Origin of the sequence: Blautia hansenii, assembly GCF_013304445.1 — a bacterium.
Taxonomy (GTDB): domain Bacteria; phylum Bacillota; class Clostridia; order Lachnospirales; family Lachnospiraceae; genus Blautia.
Genome location: NZ_JAAITA010000007.1, coordinates 86,757 through 109,716 on the forward strand (window position 1 = coordinate 86,757; position 22,960 = coordinate 109,716).

Here is a 22,960-nt window from a genome sequence, read left to right on the forward strand (position 1 = left end):
TTGAAAAAAATCTGTGAGTGTGCTACGTTAGATATTACAAAGAACAAGTTCTATTGCAAGTTTGCATTGATTCTTATCAGACGGTCTGTCTGAAAAATTCCTTATTTATTTTATGAAAACATGGATTTGTGCTACAGAGAAAAGAGAGTGAAAATGAAGTATTTAACAGCGGTTCACACAGATGCGGGAGTGGGAAAGTGTACAAATCAGGACTCTGTGTTAATGGAAACAGCGGATACAGAGTATGGACAGGTCTTGTTAGGCGCAGTCTGTGACGGTATGGGGGGCCTGGCAAAAGGGGAGGTCGCCAGCGCTATCCTGGTAAAGGCATTTTCCGGTTGGTTTCACAAAGAATTTCCGGAGATTCTTTATAAGGGAATGGAAGCTGATGCCATAAGAAACAGTTGGACAAGCCTGATTTTAGAACAGAATCAGAAGATAAGCGAATATGGATTGAATTGTAATGTGAGTTTGGGAACAACCGTGGCAGTCATGCTGCTTGTGGACAACATTTATTACATTATGAATGTGGGAGATTCCAGAGTCTATTATCTGAAGGAGGGAATTACCCAGATGACCGTTGACCAGACTTTTGTACAGAGGGAAATGGATTTGGGGAGGATGACTTTGGAAGAGGCCAGAAATCATCCGAAGAGAAATGTGCTGCTGCAGTGTGTGGGAGCGAGCAGTGTCATAGAGCCTGATTTTTATGTGGGTGAGTTTGAGCGGAATTCCGTGTTCATGATGTGTTCAGATGGATTTCGCCGTGTGATTCATCCGGAGGAATTCTATGAAAGGCTAAATCCGGCGTCCATGGCCACAGAAGAGAAGATGAAAGAAAAAGCGGTGTACTTCACAGAATTAAACAAAGCAAGAAGAGAAGATGACAACATTTCTGTGGTTTTGATTCGGGCATATTAGGGGGATGACCATGCTTGAAATAGGTTCATTAGTAGATGGAAAATACAAAATACTGAATAAAATCGGTCAGGGCGGCATGAGTGTCGTTTATCTGGCCATGAATGAACGGGCAAATAAGCAGTGGGCCATTAAAGAGGTTCGTAAGGATGGGGTGAAAAACTTTGATGTGGTTAAGCAGGGGCTGACGGTAGAGACAGACCTGCTGAAAAAGCTGCATCACCCAAACCTCCCCAGTATTATTGATGTCATTGACGGGGACGGAACCTTTCTGATTGTTATGGACTATATTGAAGGGCGCCATCTGGAAAGTGTGATTCAGGAATACGGAGCTCAGAATCAGGAAGACGTTATTGAATGGGCAAAACAGCTTTGTGATGTGCTGGCTTACCTGCATTCCAGAATACAGCCTGTTATCTACAGAGATATGAAGCCCTCGAATATTATGTTGAAGCCGGATGGGAAGGTTATGCTCATTGATTTCGGAACAGCCAGGGAATTTAAGGAAACCAGTGTGGCGGATACCACCTGTCTGGGAACGCAGGGTTATGCGGCGCCGGAACAGTACGGCGGACAGGGGCAGACAGATGCCCGCACAGACATATACTGTCTGGGCGCTACGCTTTATCATCTGCTTACCGGGCACAATCCCGGTGAGCCGCCATATGAAATGTATCCCATACGGTACTGGAATCAGGATTTGTCCTCTGGCCTGGAAGAAATTATTTTGAAATGTACCCAGAAGAATCCGGAAGACCGATATCAGTCCTGTGGGGAATTGCTTTATGCCCTGGAACATTATAAGGAACTGGATGCTGCATATAAAAGAAAACAGACTTTAAAATGGAGGAGTTTTTGGTGTGTGTTTGCGCTGGCTGTTCTGGCAGGAGCAGGAGCCATGGGATTTTATCTGGCAGAAAAGAATGTGACAGCAAATACCTATGATGCATATTTAAAGGAAGCCGAAACGCTGGCCACTACAAATCCGGAAGAATGTATCGGATATTATCAGAGGGCTATTGCGTTGAACCCTATGGAAGGAAAGGCGTATGAAGAACTTTTGCATTTCTTCCTTTGGCAGAAGAATGAAGAGAGCGGCAGCAGTTCCGGCCGGGCAGTTTGTGTGTTTTCTGATACGGAAGAACAGATGATTCGGAAAGCTCTGGGTATTACCGGAGACAGAAGACGGAGCAATGAGGAATATCTGAAGGAAAACGGCGCTGCGTATAGTAAGCTTGCCTATGATTTGGGAATTGCCTATTTTTATTCCTATGACGGCACAGGAAATAAGGCGGCATCGCGGAAATGGCTGGGCATTGCTGCAGAAGCAGAACCTACGGAGAAATTAAATGAAAAGAATATTACCAGAGCGCAGAATCTCTACAAGATTGCAGAGTATTACGACAGCCTGGGTGTGCAGAATCAGGCAGGAGATTCTATGGTATCATACGCTGACTACTGGAAGGATTTGGTGAAAATTTTGGAAACAGATACCGCTTCCGGGGATAACCATGTGAATATTTTGTTGTCTTATAAAGAACTGGCTGCCTGCCTTGTTTCCAAAGCCACAGATTTTGAGAAAGCAGGGGTTACCCGAAAACAAATGGAAATCCAATTGAATAAAGCAGTTGCAATTTTAAAGGATATGGAAATTGTAAAGGGCGCGGCCAATGCGGATTATGAACAGGAAATGAAAGAGGAACTGCTGAACCATATTGCGGCAGCCGGAGAAATCGTGGAAGCTACATTTAACACATCTAATATTGCCACAGCAGAACAGGGAGGTGGAGAAGATACAGCAGCAGATTAATCTGTTTCACGGTTTGTTTTCTGTGTGTTTGGCTATCTGTATTTTCTGTTTTGCGCTGAGTATCATATTTTTCTTTCAATTTGATATTAGAAACATTTTCAATGTCCGGACTGGGCGTTCGGTGAAAAAAACGGTGCAGGAAGTACATGAAAGAAATGCCCAAACCATAAGCTGTTCCGGTTATCTGGGAAAAAGCAGGAAACCGGGAAGTGTGCGAAAGGCCAGGATAGAGGAAATCGTAGAGCCGCCCGGTTGTCCTACCGAGCCGCTGGCAGGAATGCAGATACAGGAAACGGATGAGCGTTTTGGTATGTTCAGGATTCAAAAGTGTATTTTGCTTATTCATACAGATGAAGGCAGTGACGTAGTGAATAAAGGAAAAGGAGTTAAGAGAGCATGAAAGGAAAACGAAGAGAAAGGCTGATGGCTTTGGCGCTGATTTTTGCAATGACAGCCGGGATGATAGCAGAACCGGTGCGGATTAGCGCCGCACAGGAGTACAGTAGCAAGGTTTCTGAACAAAATGGAGTGACAGAGGCGTATACTGTAAGCGGACAGATTCTGTCCGGTGGCACTGCTGTTTCTGGTGCAGCCGTGCAGTTGGGAGATTTTGCACCCCAGGTTACAGATAAAAGCGGTGCATATTCTGTGCGTGAGGTGCCAAATGGTACATACAATTTGACTGTAAGCAGAAATGGCTTTGAAAGATATGAGAGTTCTGTAACGGTAAGTGGTACGGAAGTCACAAACGCTGACGCAGTATTGTGCTTAACTGCCGGAAGTGTCGGTATTGCAAATAGCGATATCGTAGTAGGAGAGAGGACAGAGGTATCTTATAGATGTGACTTGTCAGAAGGTGAAATTCAGTCTGTTTTATGGCAATCCGGTGATGCGGCAACGGCTACGGTTGAAAATGGAATTGTAACAGGTGTAAAAGCCGGAAAAACAACGATTACACCAACAATCACATCTGTTTATGGTGACGTACCAATGACGGAAACAGAGATTACAGTCGGGGAATGCGGCACAGAAATGGAAAAGATGGAAATCAATAAGGCAGGGATTTTTAAAAATAAATTAAATATTGATGTGACTGTTAAAGCACTTGCCGGGGAGTCAACACCTACAGGCGGAGATGTGGAATTTAAAATTAAGCAAATGGGCGTAAAGGATGACATCGCTGAAGAGGCCTATACAAAACCTCTTGAAAACGGTAAAGCGCAGTTGCAATTAGCAAAAAAGAACTTTGATTTTTCAGGAGAATACCTGATAACAGCTGCTTATAAAGGACATGCAGGATATTATGCAGAAAGTGGAGCTAAAACCGAAAGCTACAATTACGAAATCAGCGGCTTAGAGTACGAAGATGAAACCGGCAAGATTACTTCTCATAAAGAAAGGCCATTGACACTTACCTATGGAGAGCAAAAGACTATCTGGGTTTCGGAAGAAAATAGCGCAGCAAATGAAGTTTTTTCTAATGTTTCTGATAAGGTTAATATTGTAAAACAGGAGCAGTCCGGCAAAGCCGGATATACAGAATTCACTATTACAGCAAAGAATACCGGGAAGTGTGATATTGTCTTTAAAAGAACTGCAGATGGAGAAAAAATATATCCGTATTTATATGTAGAAGTTAAGCCGAAAGAATTGAATATTGACACGGATAAAGAAAAGTCCTATATGGTTTATTCTAAAATCTACGATGATAATAAGGATGTATTTGTAAATGCAGACACCAAGGATATAATTACATTAGAACGCATGAATTTTGACTTAGGAGTAATTGGCGGAGATACGGTAAGCGTAGACTTAGCCGCTGCAGCGGATATTAAGGGGATCCTGTCAGGTGAATTTGACGGAAATGTGACGGATGGAAGGGAAACACAAATAACATTCAATCAAAATCAGTTGAAACTTCAGAATGATAATGGAAACTATGTTTTGGCAGATAAAGAAATTCAAATATCTGCAAAGGCTGTTATACTGAAAAGACCTGTTACTGTGAAGGTCAGCGATGCGGAAAGGTCTTTCGGACATGCATATCATAACGGAATCGGCAACGGACCGGATTATATCTTTCATTCCGATGATTGGGTGGATGTGCAGACCGGAACAGGGGAAGGGATAGAAGGTATCATCGAAAAAGGATATCGGGATCCTTCCAGCGAGACGGCACTGACCGAGGAACAGGCCGATGGGAATACAGCGAAGCCGGATACTTATGAGAAAGTATTGTCTATAGATACAGCGAAGATGGATGGGATTCAGGCTGAAAATTATGATTTTCGTATTGAAAAAGGTACCTTGACAGTGAAAGAGGAAGAAATTAATGATATTTTTTCTTACATCAATTTTGAAAATTTTAAGGAAAATCCGACCATATACATGAATGACAAAAAAGAACTCTGGGTAAAGGCAGATAAAGGAAAATTAGAGCTGAACACTTGCACAGAAAAATTGTATGACGAGGTTCTTTTAACGAAAGTCGGAGAGACAGCACTCAGCCCGTCTGTGTCACTGACTGGAGAAGGATATGTATTTGACAGAGCAGATGTTGAGGAATCAGAGGAAATTTCTCTGACCTTGCGGTTTAAAAATCAGCAGGGTGTATACTCAAAGGAGTTTTCTTATCACATATATCTGGATAATACCATTCCAGAGGTGTTTATCAGTGAGGCGGAAGGTTCTGAAACTCCGTTGGGAGATTTTGTAAATAAGATATCTTTTGGTTTGTTTGGAAAGACAGAATACAAGGTGAAGGTAAAGGTAACAGAAACGGATACTTCCGGATTAAAAGAGTGGACTTACATGGTGCTGCCTCTGAAAAAAGACATGGTAAATGGTACAGACAAGGTTTCCGATGCAGACAATCTAACGGAAGAGGAGATAACGAAAAGCCGGCTTTTGCAGTATATTGAAACTTTAAAGGACAGTGGGGAATATGTATGGCAGCCTGCGAATCCGTCCGGCGACCTTACAGAGATTATCATTGACAGAAAAGACACAGGAGAAGACTTTGCTGCCAATCATTATGTAGTATTGGTAAAACCATATGATAATGTAAAAAACAGCAAAATTTATACATCATTGGGAATTATTCTGGATAATAATGAGCCTTATGTAGACTTAGGGTTAGATTACGAGGGAGGACAGGTTTACAGAGAAGTTTACAATGATGATGTAAAACTGCATGTATCTGTTACGGATAATAACCATCCGGCCGATAAAACTGTTTCAGGTCTGAGGGAAATTTACTATCAGGTGGCTGTAGGCAGAGAAAATCTGGAAAAAGCAGAAAGAGTTTCTTTGTACAATGCAGAGAAAGGAAAGAAATATACGCTGGAAGAACTTCAAAATGAAGTGCTTCAGAGAAATATCACCATTAGTAAAAAATGGAACTCTAATGACATATGGGTGGGTGTAACAGCCGTGGACAACTCGGGGAATGAATATCAGGCCTTTCAGCATCTGAAAATTGACATGACGAAACCGGAAGTATCCGTGAAATATGAAACAAAAGCTACAGAGGATTATGCTCCGTATTATAACCGGGACAGGACAGTCCTTGTAGCAGTAAGAGAAAGAAATGTAGATGTAAATAGCATCAAAGAACTTTGGTTTGACCTGCAAAGAGAAGGGGAACAGAAGTCTGCACAGTATACGCTTTCTTCGATGGGGGCAATTGAGGGCATTACCGTTGAGTCTGTAAAAGACTCTCAGGAAGGACAGAATGCAGCCCAATATACAGATGACAGAATCATTGAAATGAGAATCCGTTTTCATGGGGATAACAAATACGATTTTGACGTTCACTGCGCAGACAAGGGTGATTGGGAGGAAGAACAGGACAACAGTACGTATTTTGTTATTGATAAAACTGCGCCGGAACTTAGTGTTGCATATGGCAATGCGGATGGCACAGCAGGCGTGGCAGAAAGTGAACAAAGCCGTTTCTACAGTGGAAAACCAATGACAGCCAAGGTAGAAATCAAAGAACATAACTTTGCCTATGCAGATAAAGACGTGCCTATTGAGGTAAAGGTTACGGCAGATAAAGTAGGTGAGGGCGAAGAAATACCGGATTATACAGCATTGGAGAAAACGAACAGCCTGGATGTATGGAACAAGAATGTAGATACTTACACCAGTATGTATGTTTTTCGTTCTGATGCCAACTATATCCACAGCATCGTCTATACAGACCTTGCCGGAAATGCTGTTTCCTATGGGCCGGGCTGCTTTACCGTAGACAAGACGAATCCGACCGGTACTGTGAAAATCAAAGGCTTGGGATTCTGGGAAAGCTTACTGGAGAAAATTACTTTTGGTCTCTTCAGTCCGTCTGCGGTAGATACAGAGGTAACTGGTGCAGACCATACGTCCCCGGTTGCTCCTGTACAGTACACAAGGGTACAGGACCAGATGACCAGAGACGAACTGGAAGCTTACAATGGCTGGTCTTCTGCATCGGAAGACAGACCGGATTATGCAGGATTTTCCGTAAATCCGGATGAGCAGTTTATTGTGTACACTAAGGTAACGGACTATGCAGGCAACTACCAGTTCTTTAGTTCCGATGGTATGATTGCGGACGGCACTAAACCGGGTCCGGTCGTTGCCATTACGAATCTGAGCCAGTCGCAGAATGGTATCTTTCATGAAGACGTGACCCTTCAGATTGACGTAGAAGACCCAACAGTGGGAGATACTTATTCTGGTCTGGAAAAAGTCTGGTATACCGTCAGCGCTGCAGGCAATGTAAATACCAGTGAAACAATTGAGCTTCTGGACAACAGCAGAAACAGGATACAGGGCAACAAAACCTTTAGTCAGGTGATTACAGTTCCTGCAAGTGAGTATAACAGCAATGATGTAAAGGTACAGGCTTTTGCACAGGATTTCTCCGGCAACAAGGGAAACAGTGATATTACAGAACTGAAAATTGACGTAACGAATCCAACGGTTTCTGTTGCATGGGATTTGAATAATCCCTCCAACGGCAAATATTATAAAGATACCAGAACTGCGACTGTTACGGTCACGGACAGAAACTTTGATGCAAACAATGTAAGATTCAATATTACCAATACAGATGGAACAGAGGCAAACATCAGCGGCTGGAGCAGCAGCAGTGATATGGGGATTTCCGACAGCGCTGCAAGCACCTGCCAGGTATCTTTCCCTGCCGATGGTGATTATACCTTTACTCTTGGCTGTACGGATTTGGCAGGAAACGGCGGAGAATACGGAAAGACAGATGCGTTTACCATTGATAAGACCAATCCGGTGCTTACGGTTTCCTATGACAATAGCAGTGCAAGAAATGGCAGATACTTTAAGGAAACCCGCACTGCGACTGTGACGGTTCGAGAACATAATTTTAATCCTGCAGATGTCCGCACAGCAGTAACAGCCGCATTACAGGGATGTGGAATTTCCCCGCCGTCCATCAGCGGCTTTTCAGACAGCGGAGATATACATACGGCAACTGTACGCTATGCAGCCGACGGCGATTATACCTTTGACATAGATTATACGGATATGGCAGGAAATCAGGCAGCAGATTACACACCGGACTGTTTTACAGTGGATTTAACAAAACCGGAGGTTGAGATTACAGATATCAAAGATAAATCGGCCAATAACGATGTAGTTGCGCCGGGAGTGAAGGCTACAGATGCAAACTACGATGCCGGGAATGTAACAATCACCGTAACAGGAGCTAATAACGGCAAGGTAGATATTGGAAAGGTTGTCAGTGCCGTTGAAAACGGACAGAGTATTAAAATGAACGATTTTGCAAGAGAAGAAAAGATGGATGACCTCTATACACTCACTGCGAAATCTGTGGATAAGGCGGGAAATGAAACCGAAAAATCAGTGCTGTTCTCTGTCAACCGCTACGGCTCTGTTTATGTCTTAGATGATGCGACCCGGGAAGACAAAGGCGGCTGGCTCAGCACAAAAAATCACACTTACATTAGGAAAGAACAGGAACTTGGTGTAATGGAATACAATATAGACACCATTGAGTCCGGCAAGATTACCGTTGATAGGGACGGGAAACTGACAATTTTGAAGGAAAATCAGGATTATACCGTAAAAAGTACCGGAAGCGATACACAATGGAAAGAAAACCATTATATCCTTTCAGCAGCCAATTTTTCACAGGAAGGTAATTACAACGTTATCTTCAATACCCGTGACCGGGCCAACAATACTATGAACAATACCAGTGTGAAGAAGAGCAATAAAAATCTTCCAATCGAATTTACGGTAGATAAGACGGCACCTACGGTTGTGGTATCCGGCGTGGAAGATGGCGGGCAGTACCGCCAGGCAGAGAAGCATATGACAGCAGATGTCAAAGATAATCTGGCTCTTGCCAGAGTTAATGTCTGCATTGACGGCGAGAGAACTGTATATAGCGCAGATGAATTAAGAGAGGTAAACGGTATTATCAAAACCACTGTTCCCAGCGCAAACAGCTGGCAGGAGATTGAAATTACCTCGGAAGACGAAGCAGGCAACCAGCTGGGAGAAACCAAAGAAAAGGACAAGGCACAGTCGGTAGTTATGAAAATTTTGGTGACTCCAAACCTGCTGATTCAGTATTATATGAACAAACCGCTGTTCTACGGTTCTATTGCAACTGTAGTAATGATAGCAGGTGTCATTGGATTTCTTGCAAGGAGAAAGAAAAAAGAGACCGCATGAAGCAGTCTCCTTATCTTCTCATTTATTTGGACGATACATCTTTACCATTTCTTCAAAATCCTTCACAAAATCCTTGACGGCCTCTTCGCTGGTGGCCCAGGAAGTGCAGAAGCGCAGGCAGGTGTGTGACTTATCCGGTTTGCACTGGAAGGTCGTCAGATATTTTTTGCTGATTTGTTCTGCCAGTTCGTCAGGGAAGACAGGAAAAATCTGGTTTGTAGGCGCTTCGCACAGAAGAGGAATCCCCGCTTTTTCAAAAGCGGCTTTTATTGGATGCATTTGCGCAATGCTTCTCTGTCCAAGGCGGATATAAAGACTGTCTTTGAATAATTCCTCAAACTGTACGCCAATCATCCAGCCCTTTGCAAGAATGGCGCCGTGCTGTTTCATATTAAACCGGAAATGTTCTTTAAAATCTTCGTTTACCAATACAAGAGCTTCTCCGAACATGGCTCCGACTTTTGTCCCGCCTATATAGAAGGCATCGCAGAGTTTGGGCATGTCAGGGAAAGTCAGATGAGTGATTTCTTCTGCAGCCAGGGCCGCAGCAAGACGTGCGCCGTCAATATAGAAATAAAGCTGATGGCGTTTGCAGAAAGCGTATAATTCTTCCAGTTCGTCTTTGGTATACACAGTCCCTACTTCGGTGGGGTTGGACACATAAACCAGACGCGGTTCTACCCAGTGCTCGTTTTCATGTAAATCCAGAACCGGACGGATTAAATCAGGGGTCAGCTTTCCGTCTTTTGTGAGAACGGGATAAACCTTATGTCCTGTTGCCTCGATGGCGCCTGTCTCATGGGTATTGATGTGACCGGTTTCTGCACTGATAACGGCTTCATAAGGGCGCAGAATGTGGGAAATAAAGGTCAGGTTAGTCAAAGTTCCTCCGGCAATAAAGTGAATATCGGTGCTGTAATCTTCCAACGCTTCCTGAATTAGGTCACGGGCAGCATCGGAGTGTGCGTCCAGACCGTAGGAATGGTTCTGGTGATAATTAATCGTCTCTAAGGCCCGGAGAATATTTGGGTGTGCGCCTTCACTGTAATCATTCTGAAAACTATACATAATAAAATCCTCTCTTCCTGCGTGAAACTTTATCCTTATTCTAACACAGAAAATCACTTATGGACAGAAAAAGTACAGTCGGAAAGATACTTTTTCGCACTTACCTGAAACTGCTTCTTGTAAGCCCGGGCAAAAGTAGAGTAGTTTTGAAATCCGCTGGCATAGCAGGCGTCTGTGACCGAGATGCCGCTGCGAATCAGAGAGCGGGCATAAAGCAGCCGTTTGGTGCTGATATAATTTCCTATGGTGTACCCCGTAGAGGCTTTAAACAAATGCATGAGATGATAGCGGCTGATAAAGAAACGGGAAGCAAGGTCATCAATGGATAAAGGAGAGGCCAGATGGCTGTTAATATAATCCAGAATCCATGTGATTTTTTCATTTTTGCAGGTGTTTTCAGGATAAATGCTACAGTGATTCAGGGAGGCTCTGTTCAGCAGAATCAGAAGCTCTGCAGCCAGATATTCTCTGCGGAGTTGTCCGGCGAATAGAGGGGGAGCCGCCAGTTCCTCTTCCAGTCGGGCGCACACAGAGGTCAGGTCATTTTGCCAGGCGGGAAGAATCCGCATGACGTTTGCGGGATGTCCGTTTACCTGATGAAAACAGCGGTTTAAGTCCGCCTCCCCTTTGCCGGCAGAGGTGAGAAATTCCGGCGAAAGGTATAAAATAATGCGTTCATAAATCTGTGCGCTGTTCAGCACGGGCTTATGAATTTCCCCTGCGGGTATCAGCACTACATCACCAGGAAGCAGCCGGAACATCCGGCCTTCAATGTGGTAGGTTACATCTCCCCGAAGAAAGAAAAGTACCTTGTGAAAATCGTGATAATGGTATTGAAACTCCTGCATTTTTCGGGTATGCAGATGGAAATATTGAAAATTTTCTTTGAGATAACCGGATTTTTCATAAGTATCCATAAATTCCTCCTGTGAAACAGCACTATTTGCAATGTTTATAACACTATACGGATATTATAACACAAAAGTGTCTGATACACTAAAATTATATAGAGAAGATATACTAATAGAAGGAGAAGGTATCCGGAGGTAACTATGGAATTTTATAAATATCACAGTTTGGGGAATGATTATCTGGTTTTTGACTGCCAGAAAAATAAAGAAACGTTGAATCAGGAAAAAATATCCAAAATCTGTAATCGAAATTTTGGTATTGGTGCAGATGGAATTGTTGCGGGCCCATATATGGATGGAGAAAAGATGTATGTGAAGGTTTACAATGCAGATGGTTCAGAGGCAGAGCAGGGCGGCAATGCCATCCGTATTTTTGCCCATTATCTAAAAGTGACCGGTGCTATGCAGAAAGAACGTTTTTTGTTATATACAAAAAGCGGTGAAGTGGAACTTCGCTATCTGAACAGGGAAGGAAACCGAATTCAGATGAGTATGGGACAGCTTTCCTTCAGCAGCCGCAGACTGGGGCTTACCGGACCGGAAAGGGAGGCTGTGCATGAATACTTTAACTTTGGTGGGGAAGAATATGACTGCACCTGTGTATCCATTGGCAACCCCCACTGTGTTATGATTACGGACGAAATTTCCAGAGAAAAGGTGTGCCGTATAGGGAAGTATTCCGAAGGTGCGGATTATTTTCCGGAGAGAACAAACACCCAGATTGTCAAAATTTTGGATAAAAATAACATTCAGATAGAAATTTTTGAACGCGGCGTAGGTTATACACTTTCTTCCGCTACCTGCAGCTGTGCGGCTGCAGGCGCAGCATTGAAGCTGGGGCTTATCAGTTCGGATGTTATGGTGCACACACCGGGAGGAAAACTCTGGACCCAGATTGATGAGAACTGGAATGTGAAAATGATAGGAAGTGTGAAAAGAGTCTGCAAAATAGAACTTTTTGAAGATTTCTTTACCATGTAAAAACATGGAAAGAATAAAGGGAACTTTGCGGAATTTATTTGCTATTTTTGCTAGACCTGTGTTATACTAACCACCGAGAGGTTTTATATTAATCGGTATCAAGGGGCGGAAACGGATTTTCGTCCCCTTTTGCAATGTTTTATCTATAAAAACAGAAGGGAGAAATGGAACATGACAAAAATTGATATTTTTTCCGGTTTTCTCGGAGCAGGAAAAACAACTTTAATTAAAAAACTGCTCAGCGAGGCATACAAAGGCGAACAGGTCGTGTTGATTGAAAATGAATTTGGAGAAATCGGTATTGACGGCGGTTTCTTAAAAGAAGCGGGAATTGAAATCCGTGAGATGAATTCCGGCTGTATCTGCTGTTCTCTGGTAGGAGATTTCGGGGTGGCTTTGAAAGAAGTGATTCAGAAATACAGCCCGGACAGAATCATTATTGAACCTTCCGGTGTAGGAAAACTTTCGGATGTTATCAAAGCCGTTCAGAAGGTAGAAAATGAAGTTGACATAAAATTAAACAGCTTTACAACCGTTGTAGATGTGACAAAGTGCAAAATGTACATGAAGAATTTCGGCGAGTTCTTCAGCAATCAGATTGAATATGCGGGTACTGTAATTTTAAGCCGTACCGATACATCAAAAGCTACAGATGACAAGGTAAAGACAGCCGTAGAAATGATTCGTTCTCTGAATCAGACTGCAGCGGTTATCACTACTCCAATCCAACAGCTTTCCGGTACAAAGATTCTGGACACCATGGAAAACAACCGCTCTCTGGAGAAAGAGTTGCTGGAAGAGGAAGTTTGCCCGGTTTGCGGCGGTCATCATGAACACCACCATGACCATGAAGAATGTGAATGTGGCCATGACCATGCTCACCATGACCATGCTCACCATGAGCATGAGCATCACCACACCCACGGAGAATGCGGCTGTGGTCATAACCATGACCATGACCACCATGAGCATGCTCACGCCCATGAAGAGTGTGGCTGCGGCCATGACCACCATCATGACCATCACCACGGACATCATCATGCGGATGAGGTCTTCACAAGCTGGGGCAGAGAAACAGTAAAAGCCTTTAGCCGTGAAGAAATCGAAAAAATTCTGGATACACTTTCTAATGATGCTTCCTATGGTATGATTTTAAGAGCCAAAGGTATGGTTGCCGGACAGGACGGCGCCTGGATTTACTTCGATATGGTACCGGGAGAAGCAGATATCCGTACAGGTTCCCCGGATTACACAGGCAGACTTTGTGTGATTGGTTCTAAAATTGATGAAGCCAAGCTGGCCGAATTATTCGGAATCTGATATTTAGAAGACAGTAACAACAGAAAGGACAGGAAAATGGAAGACGAAATCAGAGTTCCCATATATTTTATGGCAGGGTTCCTGGAAAGCGGCAAATCCACATTTCTGGATTTTACCATAGCGCAGGACTATTTCCAGATAGACGGCCCAACCCTTCTGATACTCTGCGAAGAGGGAGAAGTGGAATTTGATGAGAAGCAGCTGAAAAAAAGCAGAACTTCTGTGGAAGTGCTGAACAGTCTGGAAGAGCTGACCCCGGAAAGGCTGGTGGCCTACGATGCCTTTTACAGCCCGGAACGTGTCATCATTGAGTACAACGGTATGTGGCAGGTCAGCAAATTTGAAGAAATGCAGCTTCCAAAAGACTGGGGTATTGTACAGCACATCGTTACAGTAGATGCCAGTACATTCCAGGTATATATGAATAACATGAAATCTCTTTTCGTGGAAATGGTGCGGAATGCAGACATGGTATTGTTTAATCGCGCCTCCATGGACATGCCGCTGGCTTCCTTCAGAAGAAGCGTGAAAGTGGTAAACCAGGGTGCAGAGATTATTTTTGAAGATGAGGAAGGCGAAATCGAAGACATTTTTGCAGAAAAAATGCCCTTTGACGTGGACGCAGACGTTATCGAAATTATGGATGAGGATTACGGTATCTGGTTTGTTGACGCCATGGATCACCCGGAAACTTACGAAGGAAAAACCGTATCCTTTACCGCAATGGTACTGAAATCCAGAGAATTTGCAAAAGATGTGTTTGTGCCGGGAAGAATGGCCATGACCTGCTGTGCCGATGACACCAGTTTTATCGGTTATGTGTGTAAAAGCCCGGAGGCCAGACATCTGAAAACAGGAAAATGGGTAAAGGTTACAGCCGTTGTGGACTACGAATACGTAGAATCTTATCACAAAGAAGGACCTGTTTTGACCGCCTTGTCTGTGGAACCGGTAGAACCTCTGAAACAGGAACTGGTATATTTTAACTAAGGAGTCTCATATGTTTTTAATAGCAGGGCTTGGGAACCCAGGCAGACAGTACGAAAAAACCCGTCACAACATGGGGTTTGACACCATAGACGAACTTGTAGAGCGTCACAATATTCCGGAAAGCGGCATTGCTCATAAAGGTATGTACGGAAAGGGAAGAATTGCGGGAGAAAAGGTTCTTGCAGTCAAACCCCTGACCTACATGAATTTAAGCGGGGATTCCATTGCGGAATTTGTGAATTATTATAAACTGGACCCGGAGACGGAACTCATTGTCATTTACGATGACATTGATTTAGAGCCGGGGCAGATTCGCATTCGTAAAAAAGGCAGCGCAGGCGGACATAATGGAATCAAAAGTATGATTGCCCGGCTGGGCACACAGAATTTCTACCGTGTAAAGGTAGGCGTAGGCGCCAAGCCCAAGGGTTGGGATTTGGCAGACCATGTGCTGGGCAGATTCTCTGAAAAGGACAGAGAAGTGGTAGATGCGGCGATAAAAGAAGCTGCCGATGCCGTGGAAATGATTCTGGAACAGGGGATAGAAGCGGCCATGAATCATTATAACGGCGCAGGAAAAAAGAAAAAGACACAGGAGTAAGCAAATGCAAGTATTCATGCAGCCCTTGGAAAAACTCAGCGAATACGGGGAACTGAAAGCGCGGATTCCCCAACATAAAGGTATCCTCCAGCTTTCGGGCTGCGTGGAATCCCAGAAAGCCCATATGATATATGGGCTTTTAGAAGGTTTAAGAAAAGATGGCAGGCCGTGCGCGAAGAACTGTCTTATCGTCGCTGAGAATGATTTAAAGGCAAAAGAATTATATGAGGATTACCGTCTCTATGACAGGGACGTATATTTGTATCCGGCAAAAGATTTGATTTTCTTTCAGGCAGATATTCACGGCAATCTGCTGACCAGAGAGCGGATGAAGGTTTTGGCGGCTCTTTTGCAAAAAAAAGGAGTGACGGTTATTACCAGCATGGGCGGCTGTATGGATTATCTGCTGCCGCTTTCCGTCCTGGAGGAACACACGCTGCACTTTGGCGCTGACAGCCCTCTGGATATGGAAAATCTGAAGAAAAAGCTGCTTGGTATGGGGTATGAGCGCTGCGCCCAGGCAGAGGCCCCCGGACAATTTTGTTTTCGGGGAGGAATCATTGATATTTTTCCGCTTACAGAGGATAATCCCGTGCGTATTGAACTGTGGGGAGACGAGATTGACTCTATTCGTAGTTTTGACGCAGAAAGTCAGCGTTCCATAGAGAATCTGGAGGAAATTACGATTTATCCCGCTTCAGAAATTGTATTAAGTCCCCAGGTGCTGAAAGAGGGACTGGAGCGGATTGAAAAAGAGAAAACCGCCGCAGTGAAAAAGTTTCGAGATGCCTTTTTAACAGAAGAGGGAGCCAGACTGAAACAGAGCGTGGACGAGGCTGTGGACTGTCTGAAGGAATTTGAAGATTTTTCTGTGGCAGAGCATTTTTTGCGGTATTTTTATAAAGATGCGGTGACATTTACTGACTATTTTACAACAGAGGAAACGCTGGTAATTCTGGACGAAACCAATCGTCTGGCTGAGCAGGGAAACGCTGTGGAAACGGAATTTCGGGAGAGCATGGAGCACAGGCTGGAAAAGGGCTATCTATTGTCCGGACAGGCGGATTTGCTCATTAGCTGTAAAGAGACCATTCATAAGCTGAACAAGAAAAACGGTGTGTCTCTCTGTACCATTGAGCAAAAAAAGGGAGAATGGGATATTCAGGAGCAGTTTCATATTTCCGCCCAGTCGGTAAGCCCCTATAATAACAGTTTTGAACTTCTGGTAAAGGACTTGAAACAATTTGGGAAAAACGGCTATCAGGTTCTGCTGCTTTCCGGTTCCCGTACCAGAGCGGCTCGTCTGGCAGAAGACTTGCGGGAACAGGGATTAAACAGCTTCTTTACAGAGGATATGAACCGGGTCATTGCCCCCGGAGAGATTATGACAGCTTTTGGACGTATGCGCCGGGGCTTTGAATACCCCCTTGTAAAATTTGTTATGATTACAGAGTCCGATATTTTCGGTCAGGCAAAGAAAAAGCGGCGGAAAAAGACGGAGTACAGCGGTAAAAAAATTCAGAACTTTGCAGAATTGAGCATTGGCGACTATGTGGTGCACGAAAATCACGGACTTGGGGTCTATAAGGGTATTGAAAAGATTACCGTAGACCGGGTAACCAAGGATTATATTAAAATCGAGTATGCCGGAGATACGACTTTGTACATTCTTCCCAACCAGCTGGACGTGCTGCAGAAATATGCCGGAGCAGACGCAAAAGTACCCAAGCTCAACCGTCTGGGAGGACAGGAGTGGAAGAAAACCAAGACCAAGGTCCGGGGTGCGGTGAAAAATATTGCCAAAGATTTGGTGAAACTGTATGCTGCCCGACAGGCCCAGACAGGATTTCAGTATGAACCGGATACCGTCTGGCAGCGGGAATTTGAAGAAATGTTTCCCTATGAAGAAACCGAAGACCAGCTGCTGGCCATTGAAGCTGCAAAAAAAGATATGGAAAGTCCAAAGATTATGGACCGTCTAATCTGCGGAGACGTGGGATACGGAAAAACGGAAGTGGCCATCCGTATTGCCTTCAAAGCAGTTCAGGAGGGCAAGCAGGTAGTCTATCTGGTACCCACCACCATTCTGGCTCAGCAGCATTACAATACCTTTGTTCAGAGAATGAAGGATTTTCCTGTGCGGGTGGATTTGCTTTGCCGGTTTAAAACTCCGGCCCAGCAAAAGAAAACCATTACAGATTTGCAGAAAGGTCTGGTGGATATTCTGATTGGAACCCACAGGGTGCTTTCCAAGGATATTAAATTCAAAGATTTAGGACTTTTAATCATTGACGAGGAACAGCGTTTCGGTGTCACCCACAAAGAAAAAATCAAGAAAATGAAAGAAAATGTGGACGTGCTCACCCTGACGGCAACGCCCATTCCCAGGACGCTGCATATGAGTCTTATTGGAATCCGGGACATGAGTGTGTTGGAAGAGGCTCCCATGGACCGTATGCCGATTCAGACTTTTGTCATGGAGTATAATGAGGAAATGGTGCGGGAGGCTATCAGCAGGGAAATGGCCAGAGGCGGTCAGGTGTATTATGTATACAACCGCGTCAATGACATTGACGAAGTGACAAACCGGGTGGCAAAGCTGGTACCGGAAGCCAATGTGGCTTTTGCCCACGGGCAGATGCATGAGCATCAGCTGGAAAAAATCATGTATGGATTTATCAACGGAGAGATTGACGTTCTGGTTTCCACCACTATTATCGAAACAGGTCTGGATATTTCCAATGCCAACACCATGATTATTCACGACGCGGATCAGATGGGGCTTTCCCAGCTTTATCAGCTGCGGGGGCGTGTGGGGCGTTCCAACAAGACGGCTTATGCCTTTTTGATGTATCGGAAGAATAAAATGCTCAAAGAAGTAGCAGAGAAGCGCCTTCATGCTATCCGGGAATTTACAGATTTGGGCAGCGGCTTTAAAATTGCCATGCGGGATCTGGAAATCCGCGGCGCCGGAAACCTTCTGGGAGCAGAGCAGCATGGACATATGCAGGCTGTGGGATATGACTTGTACTGCAAAATGCTGGAAGAAGCAGTGCGGGAAGAGAAAGGCCTGAAAAAGCAGGAAGACTTTGAAACTGCCATTGACCTGGAATTAAATGCTTATATTCCCCCTTCTTATATTCCAAATGAATATCAGAAGCTGGATATTTACAAGCGGATTGCGGGGATTGAATCTGAGGAAGAGTACGAGGATATGCTGGAAGAACTCATGGACCGTTTTGGAGAGCCGCCCAAAGCAGTGCAGAATCTGCTTTCCATTGCAAGCCTGAAAGCGTTGGCTCATAGGGTTTACATTAAGGAAATCAAGCAGACCGGAAAAGAAGTAAAGATTTCCATGTTTGAGAGGGCCAAAATCAATCCGGCAGGATTCCCGCCTATTCTGCAAAAATACAAGAATAACCTCAAGATGAAACTGGAGGAAACGCCATATTTTCTGGTTTCTTTAAAAGGACGCAGACCCAAGGAAACGCTGGATGTGCTGGAACTTTTGGGCAGTATTTTAAAAGATTTCCAATCCGTGGCAGAGGAGACAGAGTAAATTCACATTTTTCCGTGAAAATTCCCTTGCTCCCTACGAAAAAAGCGTCTATAATGGAAAAAGATATTGCACACAGGGAGGAACATATGAATAGATTTTCAAAAAGAGTTGCATGTGCAGTTCTGGCGGGCGCTATGAGTATGACAGCGCTTGCAGGCTGCGGCAGTGATAAAATAGATGGAACAAAACCGCTGATTACCGGAGGAGAGGACACTGTAACCATAGGAACTGCGAACCTGATGCTTCGTATGAATCAGGCGCAGATGATATCCTACTATGCTATGATGGGCGGAAGTACAACAGGAATGTGGGAGCAGGATGCAGGCGATGGAAAGACATATGCAGATACCACAAAGGAAAGTGTGGTAGACCAGTTAGAGAGTATGATTCTTTTGAAGCAGCATGCAAAAGACTATAATGTGACTGTTTCCGAAGAGGAGCAGGAAGAAATCGAAACAGCGGCAAAGGCTTTTACAGAAGCCAATGATAAGGCAACGTTGGAAAAACTGGCAGTTACACAGTCTGATGTGGAAACACTTCTGGAACTGTATACTTACCAGAACCGTATGTATGAGCCAATGACGGCAGATGTGGATACGAATGTGGAAGATTCCGAGGCTGCACAGAGCAAAATTACCTACTGTAAAGTGGATATCAGTGATACCCTGAATGAGGATGGAACCACTACCCCTATTACCGATGAGGAAAAACAGGCGAAGAAAGCCCAGGCCCAGGCTGTTCTTGATAAGGTCAAAGCCTCCGGGGATGTGGCTTCTGCGGATATGGATGCACTGGCTAAAGAGGTGGATGAAAACCTCAGCGCTGTGGATACTACTTTCGGTGAGGATGACAGTCTTTTGGATGATAAGGTGAAAGAGGCTGCAAAGACCCTGACAGACGGCACTCTTTATGGAGAAGTGGTAGAAGGCGAGAGCGGTTATTATGTGGTAAGGATGGACAGTGTTTTGGATCGTGAAGCTACAGACCAGGAAAAAGAGAGTATTGTAAACCAGCGGAAACAGGAAACTTATAGTGACTTACTGGAAGACTGGAAAAAAGAGACCAAGTTCACTGTGGATAAGAAAGAGTGGAAAAAAGTAAAGCTCACAGACAATGATCAGTATACTATTAAGCAGCCTGAGACAACCGACAGCACAAATGAGGACGGAGAAACAAATACAGAGGCAGCAGAGTAGCATAAACGGTTGTCTGATGCAGAGGACTTATAGGAAAAGGGAAGCTGTTGTACACAGAAATGTGTATAACGGCTTCTTTTGCAGTTACTGTCATGAAAAAATAAAATTGAATATACAATTCTGAAAAATATAATTAATTTACAGCTTAAATAAAATGCATTAGTAAATAATAAAAAAATAAAACTTTTTACAAAAAATATATTGACAAATACAGGCGAGTGGTGTATTATAAAATCAACAAAAAACAAAACACCTTACAAACACTACTTCATATCCAATTTAAAATTTGAAACGAGAAATCAATTTTAAAGTTGGCTACAAGGTACAAAAGAAGAATCATTATTCAAAAAACTTTAGGTGTACGGAGAATACAAAATAAGTGATAAAAATAATGAAAAAGTACCAAGGACAAAAGTAATGGAAAGGTGAAAGGGTTTTTGAATACGGTAAGGAGGTTCAGTCCAATGGGATGTGAAGAATCTAATTATCAATATGAGAGTGGTAAGGCATAACTCCCCTAAGAAAGACCTGAAAAGATGATAAAAAGAAAAAATCCTTACATATCTGTATATAGATAAAGGAAAAGGTTTCAGGTAAATATCAAAGGTGTCCTCATATTGAATGTTTACCACAAAAATAATAAGAAGGTTTTAAAATATATGTAAAGAAATATATTTTAAAAGAGAAAAGTATTTATACATCATTTAAAAGTATAGCGAAAAAGTAGTATAATGAGTTGTATTCGTTGAAATAAACCTGTTGTATTCCGTGAATCTGAAAAGATACGTTATATTCAAAAGAAATGTATAAAGAAAATCTTTGAAAACAAATAGCCCGAACTATTTGTTCAGAAACTTTTTATTATCCGCATAGATAGATTGATAGAAAACTTTCAGTAAATTCATATAGAATTTATAGACAGGGGAAAGGGAAAAACGTAAATTCTTAACTTGTAAATGTCAATTTAGAAGTTTGGAGAGAAAGGAATAAAAAATTGAATAACGCAGAACATTAGAACAACCGTTATATCTGAAAAGATGAAGATATAGCGGTTGTTCGATTTCTGTGGTAAAATAGAAAGAAAAAACAAAATTACGGGGTTATGATGAATACTATAAAAATAGAAGAAAATATATTATATGAAGATAAAGATGTGGTTGTATGCTGTAAACCGGCCGGTTTTCCGGTACAGACCAGAAAGCCGGGCTGCATGGATATGGAGAGCGCTTTAAGAAATTATCTTGCAGGCAAAGGGCAGGGAACCTATCTGGCGGTTATCCACCGTCTGGACCAGCCGGTACAGGGAATCCTTGTATTTGCAAAAAATAAAGGAAGCGCAGCAGACCTCAGTCAGCAGATACAGCAGGGGAAAATGGAGAAGAAATATCTGGCTTATGTGCAGGGAAAGCCGGAAGAAAAAAAAGGTCGTCTGGTAAATGAAATGGAAAAAGACTCCAGAACAAATACCTCCAGAGTTGTGGAAAAGAAAACTTCGTCCAGCAAAAGGGCGGAACTGGATTATTGCGTTTTAAAGGAAACGGAAGAGGGAAGCCTTGTGGAAATTCATCTTCACACAGGGCGGCATCATCAGATTCGTGTACAGATGGCTTACGCAGGAATGCCTCTGTTTGGAGATACGAAATATAACCTTGAAGAAAAGGAAAAGGACCAGTGGCAGCAGATTGCGCTGTGCGCGTATAAGCTTTCTTTTTTTCATCCGGCAACAAAGAAAAAAATGGAATTTCAGGTAACACCGGTTGGAAATTTTCCTATAGTATAGGAAGGTTCTGTTTTCTCATACTATTCATAACAGGATAAATGAAAGTATGGGGGAACCGAAGATGAACCGGAAAAAATTTTTAATGACAGTGGGAGTAATTGCGGGCGTATTTCTGGGAATGAAATATGTTTTTCCTGTTATGCTCCCCTTTTTTTGTGGCTTTCTTCTGGCTGAGATAATACATCCGGTGGCTTATGGTATGGCAAAAACTAAATTTGGAAAAACTCTGCATTTGACAGAAAGCGGCATTGGCGGAGTGTTGATTTTGTTGGCTGTATGTACGGGAGTATGGGGACTTTTGGCAGGGGCGGATTATCTTACCGGGAAAATCGGGGACTGTCTGCGGTATTATCCCGTGATAAAAAATTACGCAGAGGATTTGCTGGAGCAGTGCTGCAAAGGTGTGGAACACATGACGGGGATTTCAGCAGAGAAAAGCAGCGCGTATCTTTGCGGACAAATAGAAAATATAGGGAATTATTTTCTCCGGGACGGAAAAGGAATGGACACGGCCATGGAATCTGTCCGCTGCTGTGTGATAATCGTGGGGATGTTGATGGTGGCTGTTGTGTCCTCAATTTTATTCCTTCAGGAACGGGAGAAAATCAGGGGGTTCTTGGAAAAACAGGCCTTTTTCAGGAACATGAAGCGCCTGGTGCAGGAAGTATTTCGGGGAGTAGGGCAGTATCTGCACGCGCAGTTGAAGATTATGGCTGTTATCTGTCTGTTATGTATCGGTGGTCTTTGGATTTTAAAAGTCAGACACTTTTTGGGTTATGGACTGGTCTTGGGGATTCTCGATGCATTTCCGGTTTTGGGGACGGGATTGTTTCTGGTTCCGGCGGGGATTTTTCAGATGCTTCTGGGGGACAGTTTCCAGGGGGTAGGATTTCTGGTTTTATATGGGGTGACAGCGGTGGTAAGACAGATTCTGGAACCCAGGCTCATTGGGAATCATATGGGAGTTTCGCCCCTGCTGGTACTGCTGTCCGTATATTTGGGGATTTTTTTGTACGGTGGTTTCGGTTTTCTTCTGGGACCTCTGTCTGCGCTTCTTATCTACGGAATTTCAAAAAATTTTATAAACAAAAAGCAATAGCTATGGA

General features: G+C 43.5%; 14 protein-coding genes. 12 read left to right on the forward strand and 2 right to left on the reverse strand.

Annotated features, from left to right (window positions below):
* The first annotated feature begins 153 nt into the window (after nt 1-153).
* The 4 genes from G5A70_RS07555 to G5A70_RS07570 all read left to right on the forward strand — a co-directional run bounded on the left by G5A70_RS07555 (nt 154) and on the right by G5A70_RS07570 (nt 9,448).
* Complete coding sequence (locus tag G5A70_RS07555) at nt 154-921, forward strand: PP2C family protein-serine/threonine phosphatase (RefSeq protein WP_173749051.1); 768 nt, start codon at nt 154-156, stop codon at nt 919-921.
* 10 nt (nt 922-931) lie between these two features.
* Complete coding sequence (locus G5A70_RS07560; protein WP_173749052.1) at nt 932-2,728, forward strand: serine/threonine protein kinase; 1,797 nt, start codon at nt 932-934, stop codon at nt 2,726-2,728.
* Between the two features lie 133 nt (nt 2,729-2,861).
* Nucleotides 2,862-3,128 (forward strand): hypothetical protein, encoded by a 267-nt coding sequence (locus G5A70_RS07565; protein ID WP_173749053.1) that lies wholly within the window; start codon nt 2,862-2,864, stop codon nt 3,126-3,128.
* Nucleotides 3,125-9,448: a carboxypeptidase-like regulatory domain-containing protein gene (locus G5A70_RS07570; protein WP_173749054.1), complete on the forward strand. Its 6,324-nt coding sequence runs from the start codon at nt 3,125-3,127 to the stop codon at nt 9,446-9,448. Before G5A70_RS07565 ends, G5A70_RS07570 begins: the two co-directional genes overlap by 4 nt.
* 18 nt (nt 9,449-9,466) lie before the next feature.
* On the opposite strand, the gene G5A70_RS07575 is transcribed toward G5A70_RS07570, so the two are convergent.
* Nucleotides 9,467-10,516 carry a threonine aldolase family protein gene (locus G5A70_RS07575; protein WP_173749055.1) on the reverse strand — a complete coding sequence of 350 codons (1,050 nt, stop codon included), beginning with the start codon at nt 10,514-10,516 and terminating at the stop codon, nt 9,467-9,469.
* A 53-nt stretch (nt 10,517-10,569) separates the two neighbouring features.
* Nucleotides 10,570-11,433, reverse strand: coding sequence for an AraC family transcriptional regulator (locus G5A70_RS07580; protein ID WP_173749056.1), 864 nt, complete (start codon nt 11,431-11,433; stop codon nt 10,570-10,572).
* Nucleotides 11,434-11,568: 135 nt separating this feature from the next.
* On the opposite strand from G5A70_RS07580, the gene dapF reads away from it, so the two are divergent.
* From dapF to G5A70_RS07620, 8 genes are all read left to right on the forward strand, one after another.
* Nucleotides 11,569-12,408, forward strand: a complete 840-nt coding sequence (gene dapF / locus G5A70_RS07585; protein ID WP_173749057.1) for a diaminopimelate epimerase — start codon at nt 11,569-11,571, stop codon at nt 12,406-12,408.
* A 171-nt stretch (nt 12,409-12,579) separates the two neighbouring features.
* Nucleotides 12,580-13,728, forward strand: coding sequence for a GTP-binding protein (locus G5A70_RS07590; protein WP_173749058.1), 1,149 nt, complete (start codon nt 12,580-12,582; stop codon nt 13,726-13,728).
* Between the two features lie 36 nt (nt 13,729-13,764).
* Entirely contained in the window at nt 13,765-14,718 is a 954-nt protein-coding gene (locus G5A70_RS07595; protein WP_173749059.1) for a GTP-binding protein, read from the forward strand.
* 10 nt (nt 14,719-14,728) lie between these two features.
* Nucleotides 14,729-15,319: an aminoacyl-tRNA hydrolase gene (gene pth, locus G5A70_RS07600; RefSeq protein ID WP_173749060.1), complete on the forward strand. Its 591-nt coding sequence runs from the start codon at nt 14,729-14,731 to the stop codon at nt 15,317-15,319.
* Between the two features lie 4 nt (nt 15,320-15,323).
* Nucleotides 15,324-18,878, forward strand: a complete 3,555-nt coding sequence (gene mfd, locus G5A70_RS07605; RefSeq protein WP_173749061.1) for a transcription-repair coupling factor — start codon at nt 15,324-15,326, stop codon at nt 18,876-18,878.
* Nucleotides 18,879-18,964: 86 nt separating this feature from the next.
* Nucleotides 18,965-20,074: a peptidylprolyl isomerase gene (locus G5A70_RS07610; protein ID WP_173749062.1), complete on the forward strand. Its 1,110-nt coding sequence runs from the start codon at nt 18,965-18,967 to the stop codon at nt 20,072-20,074.
* A 1,105-nt stretch (nt 20,075-21,179) separates the two neighbouring features.
* Entirely contained in the window at nt 21,180-21,854 is a 675-nt protein-coding gene (locus G5A70_RS07615; RefSeq protein ID WP_173749063.1) for an RluA family pseudouridine synthase, read from the forward strand.
* Nucleotides 21,855-21,900: 46 nt separating this feature from the next.
* Nucleotides 21,901-22,953 carry an AI-2E family transporter gene (locus tag G5A70_RS07620; protein WP_226853554.1) on the forward strand — a complete coding sequence of 351 codons (1,053 nt, stop codon included), beginning with the start codon at nt 21,901-21,903 and terminating at the stop codon, nt 22,951-22,953.
* Nucleotides 22,954-22,960: the final 7 nt, after the last annotated feature.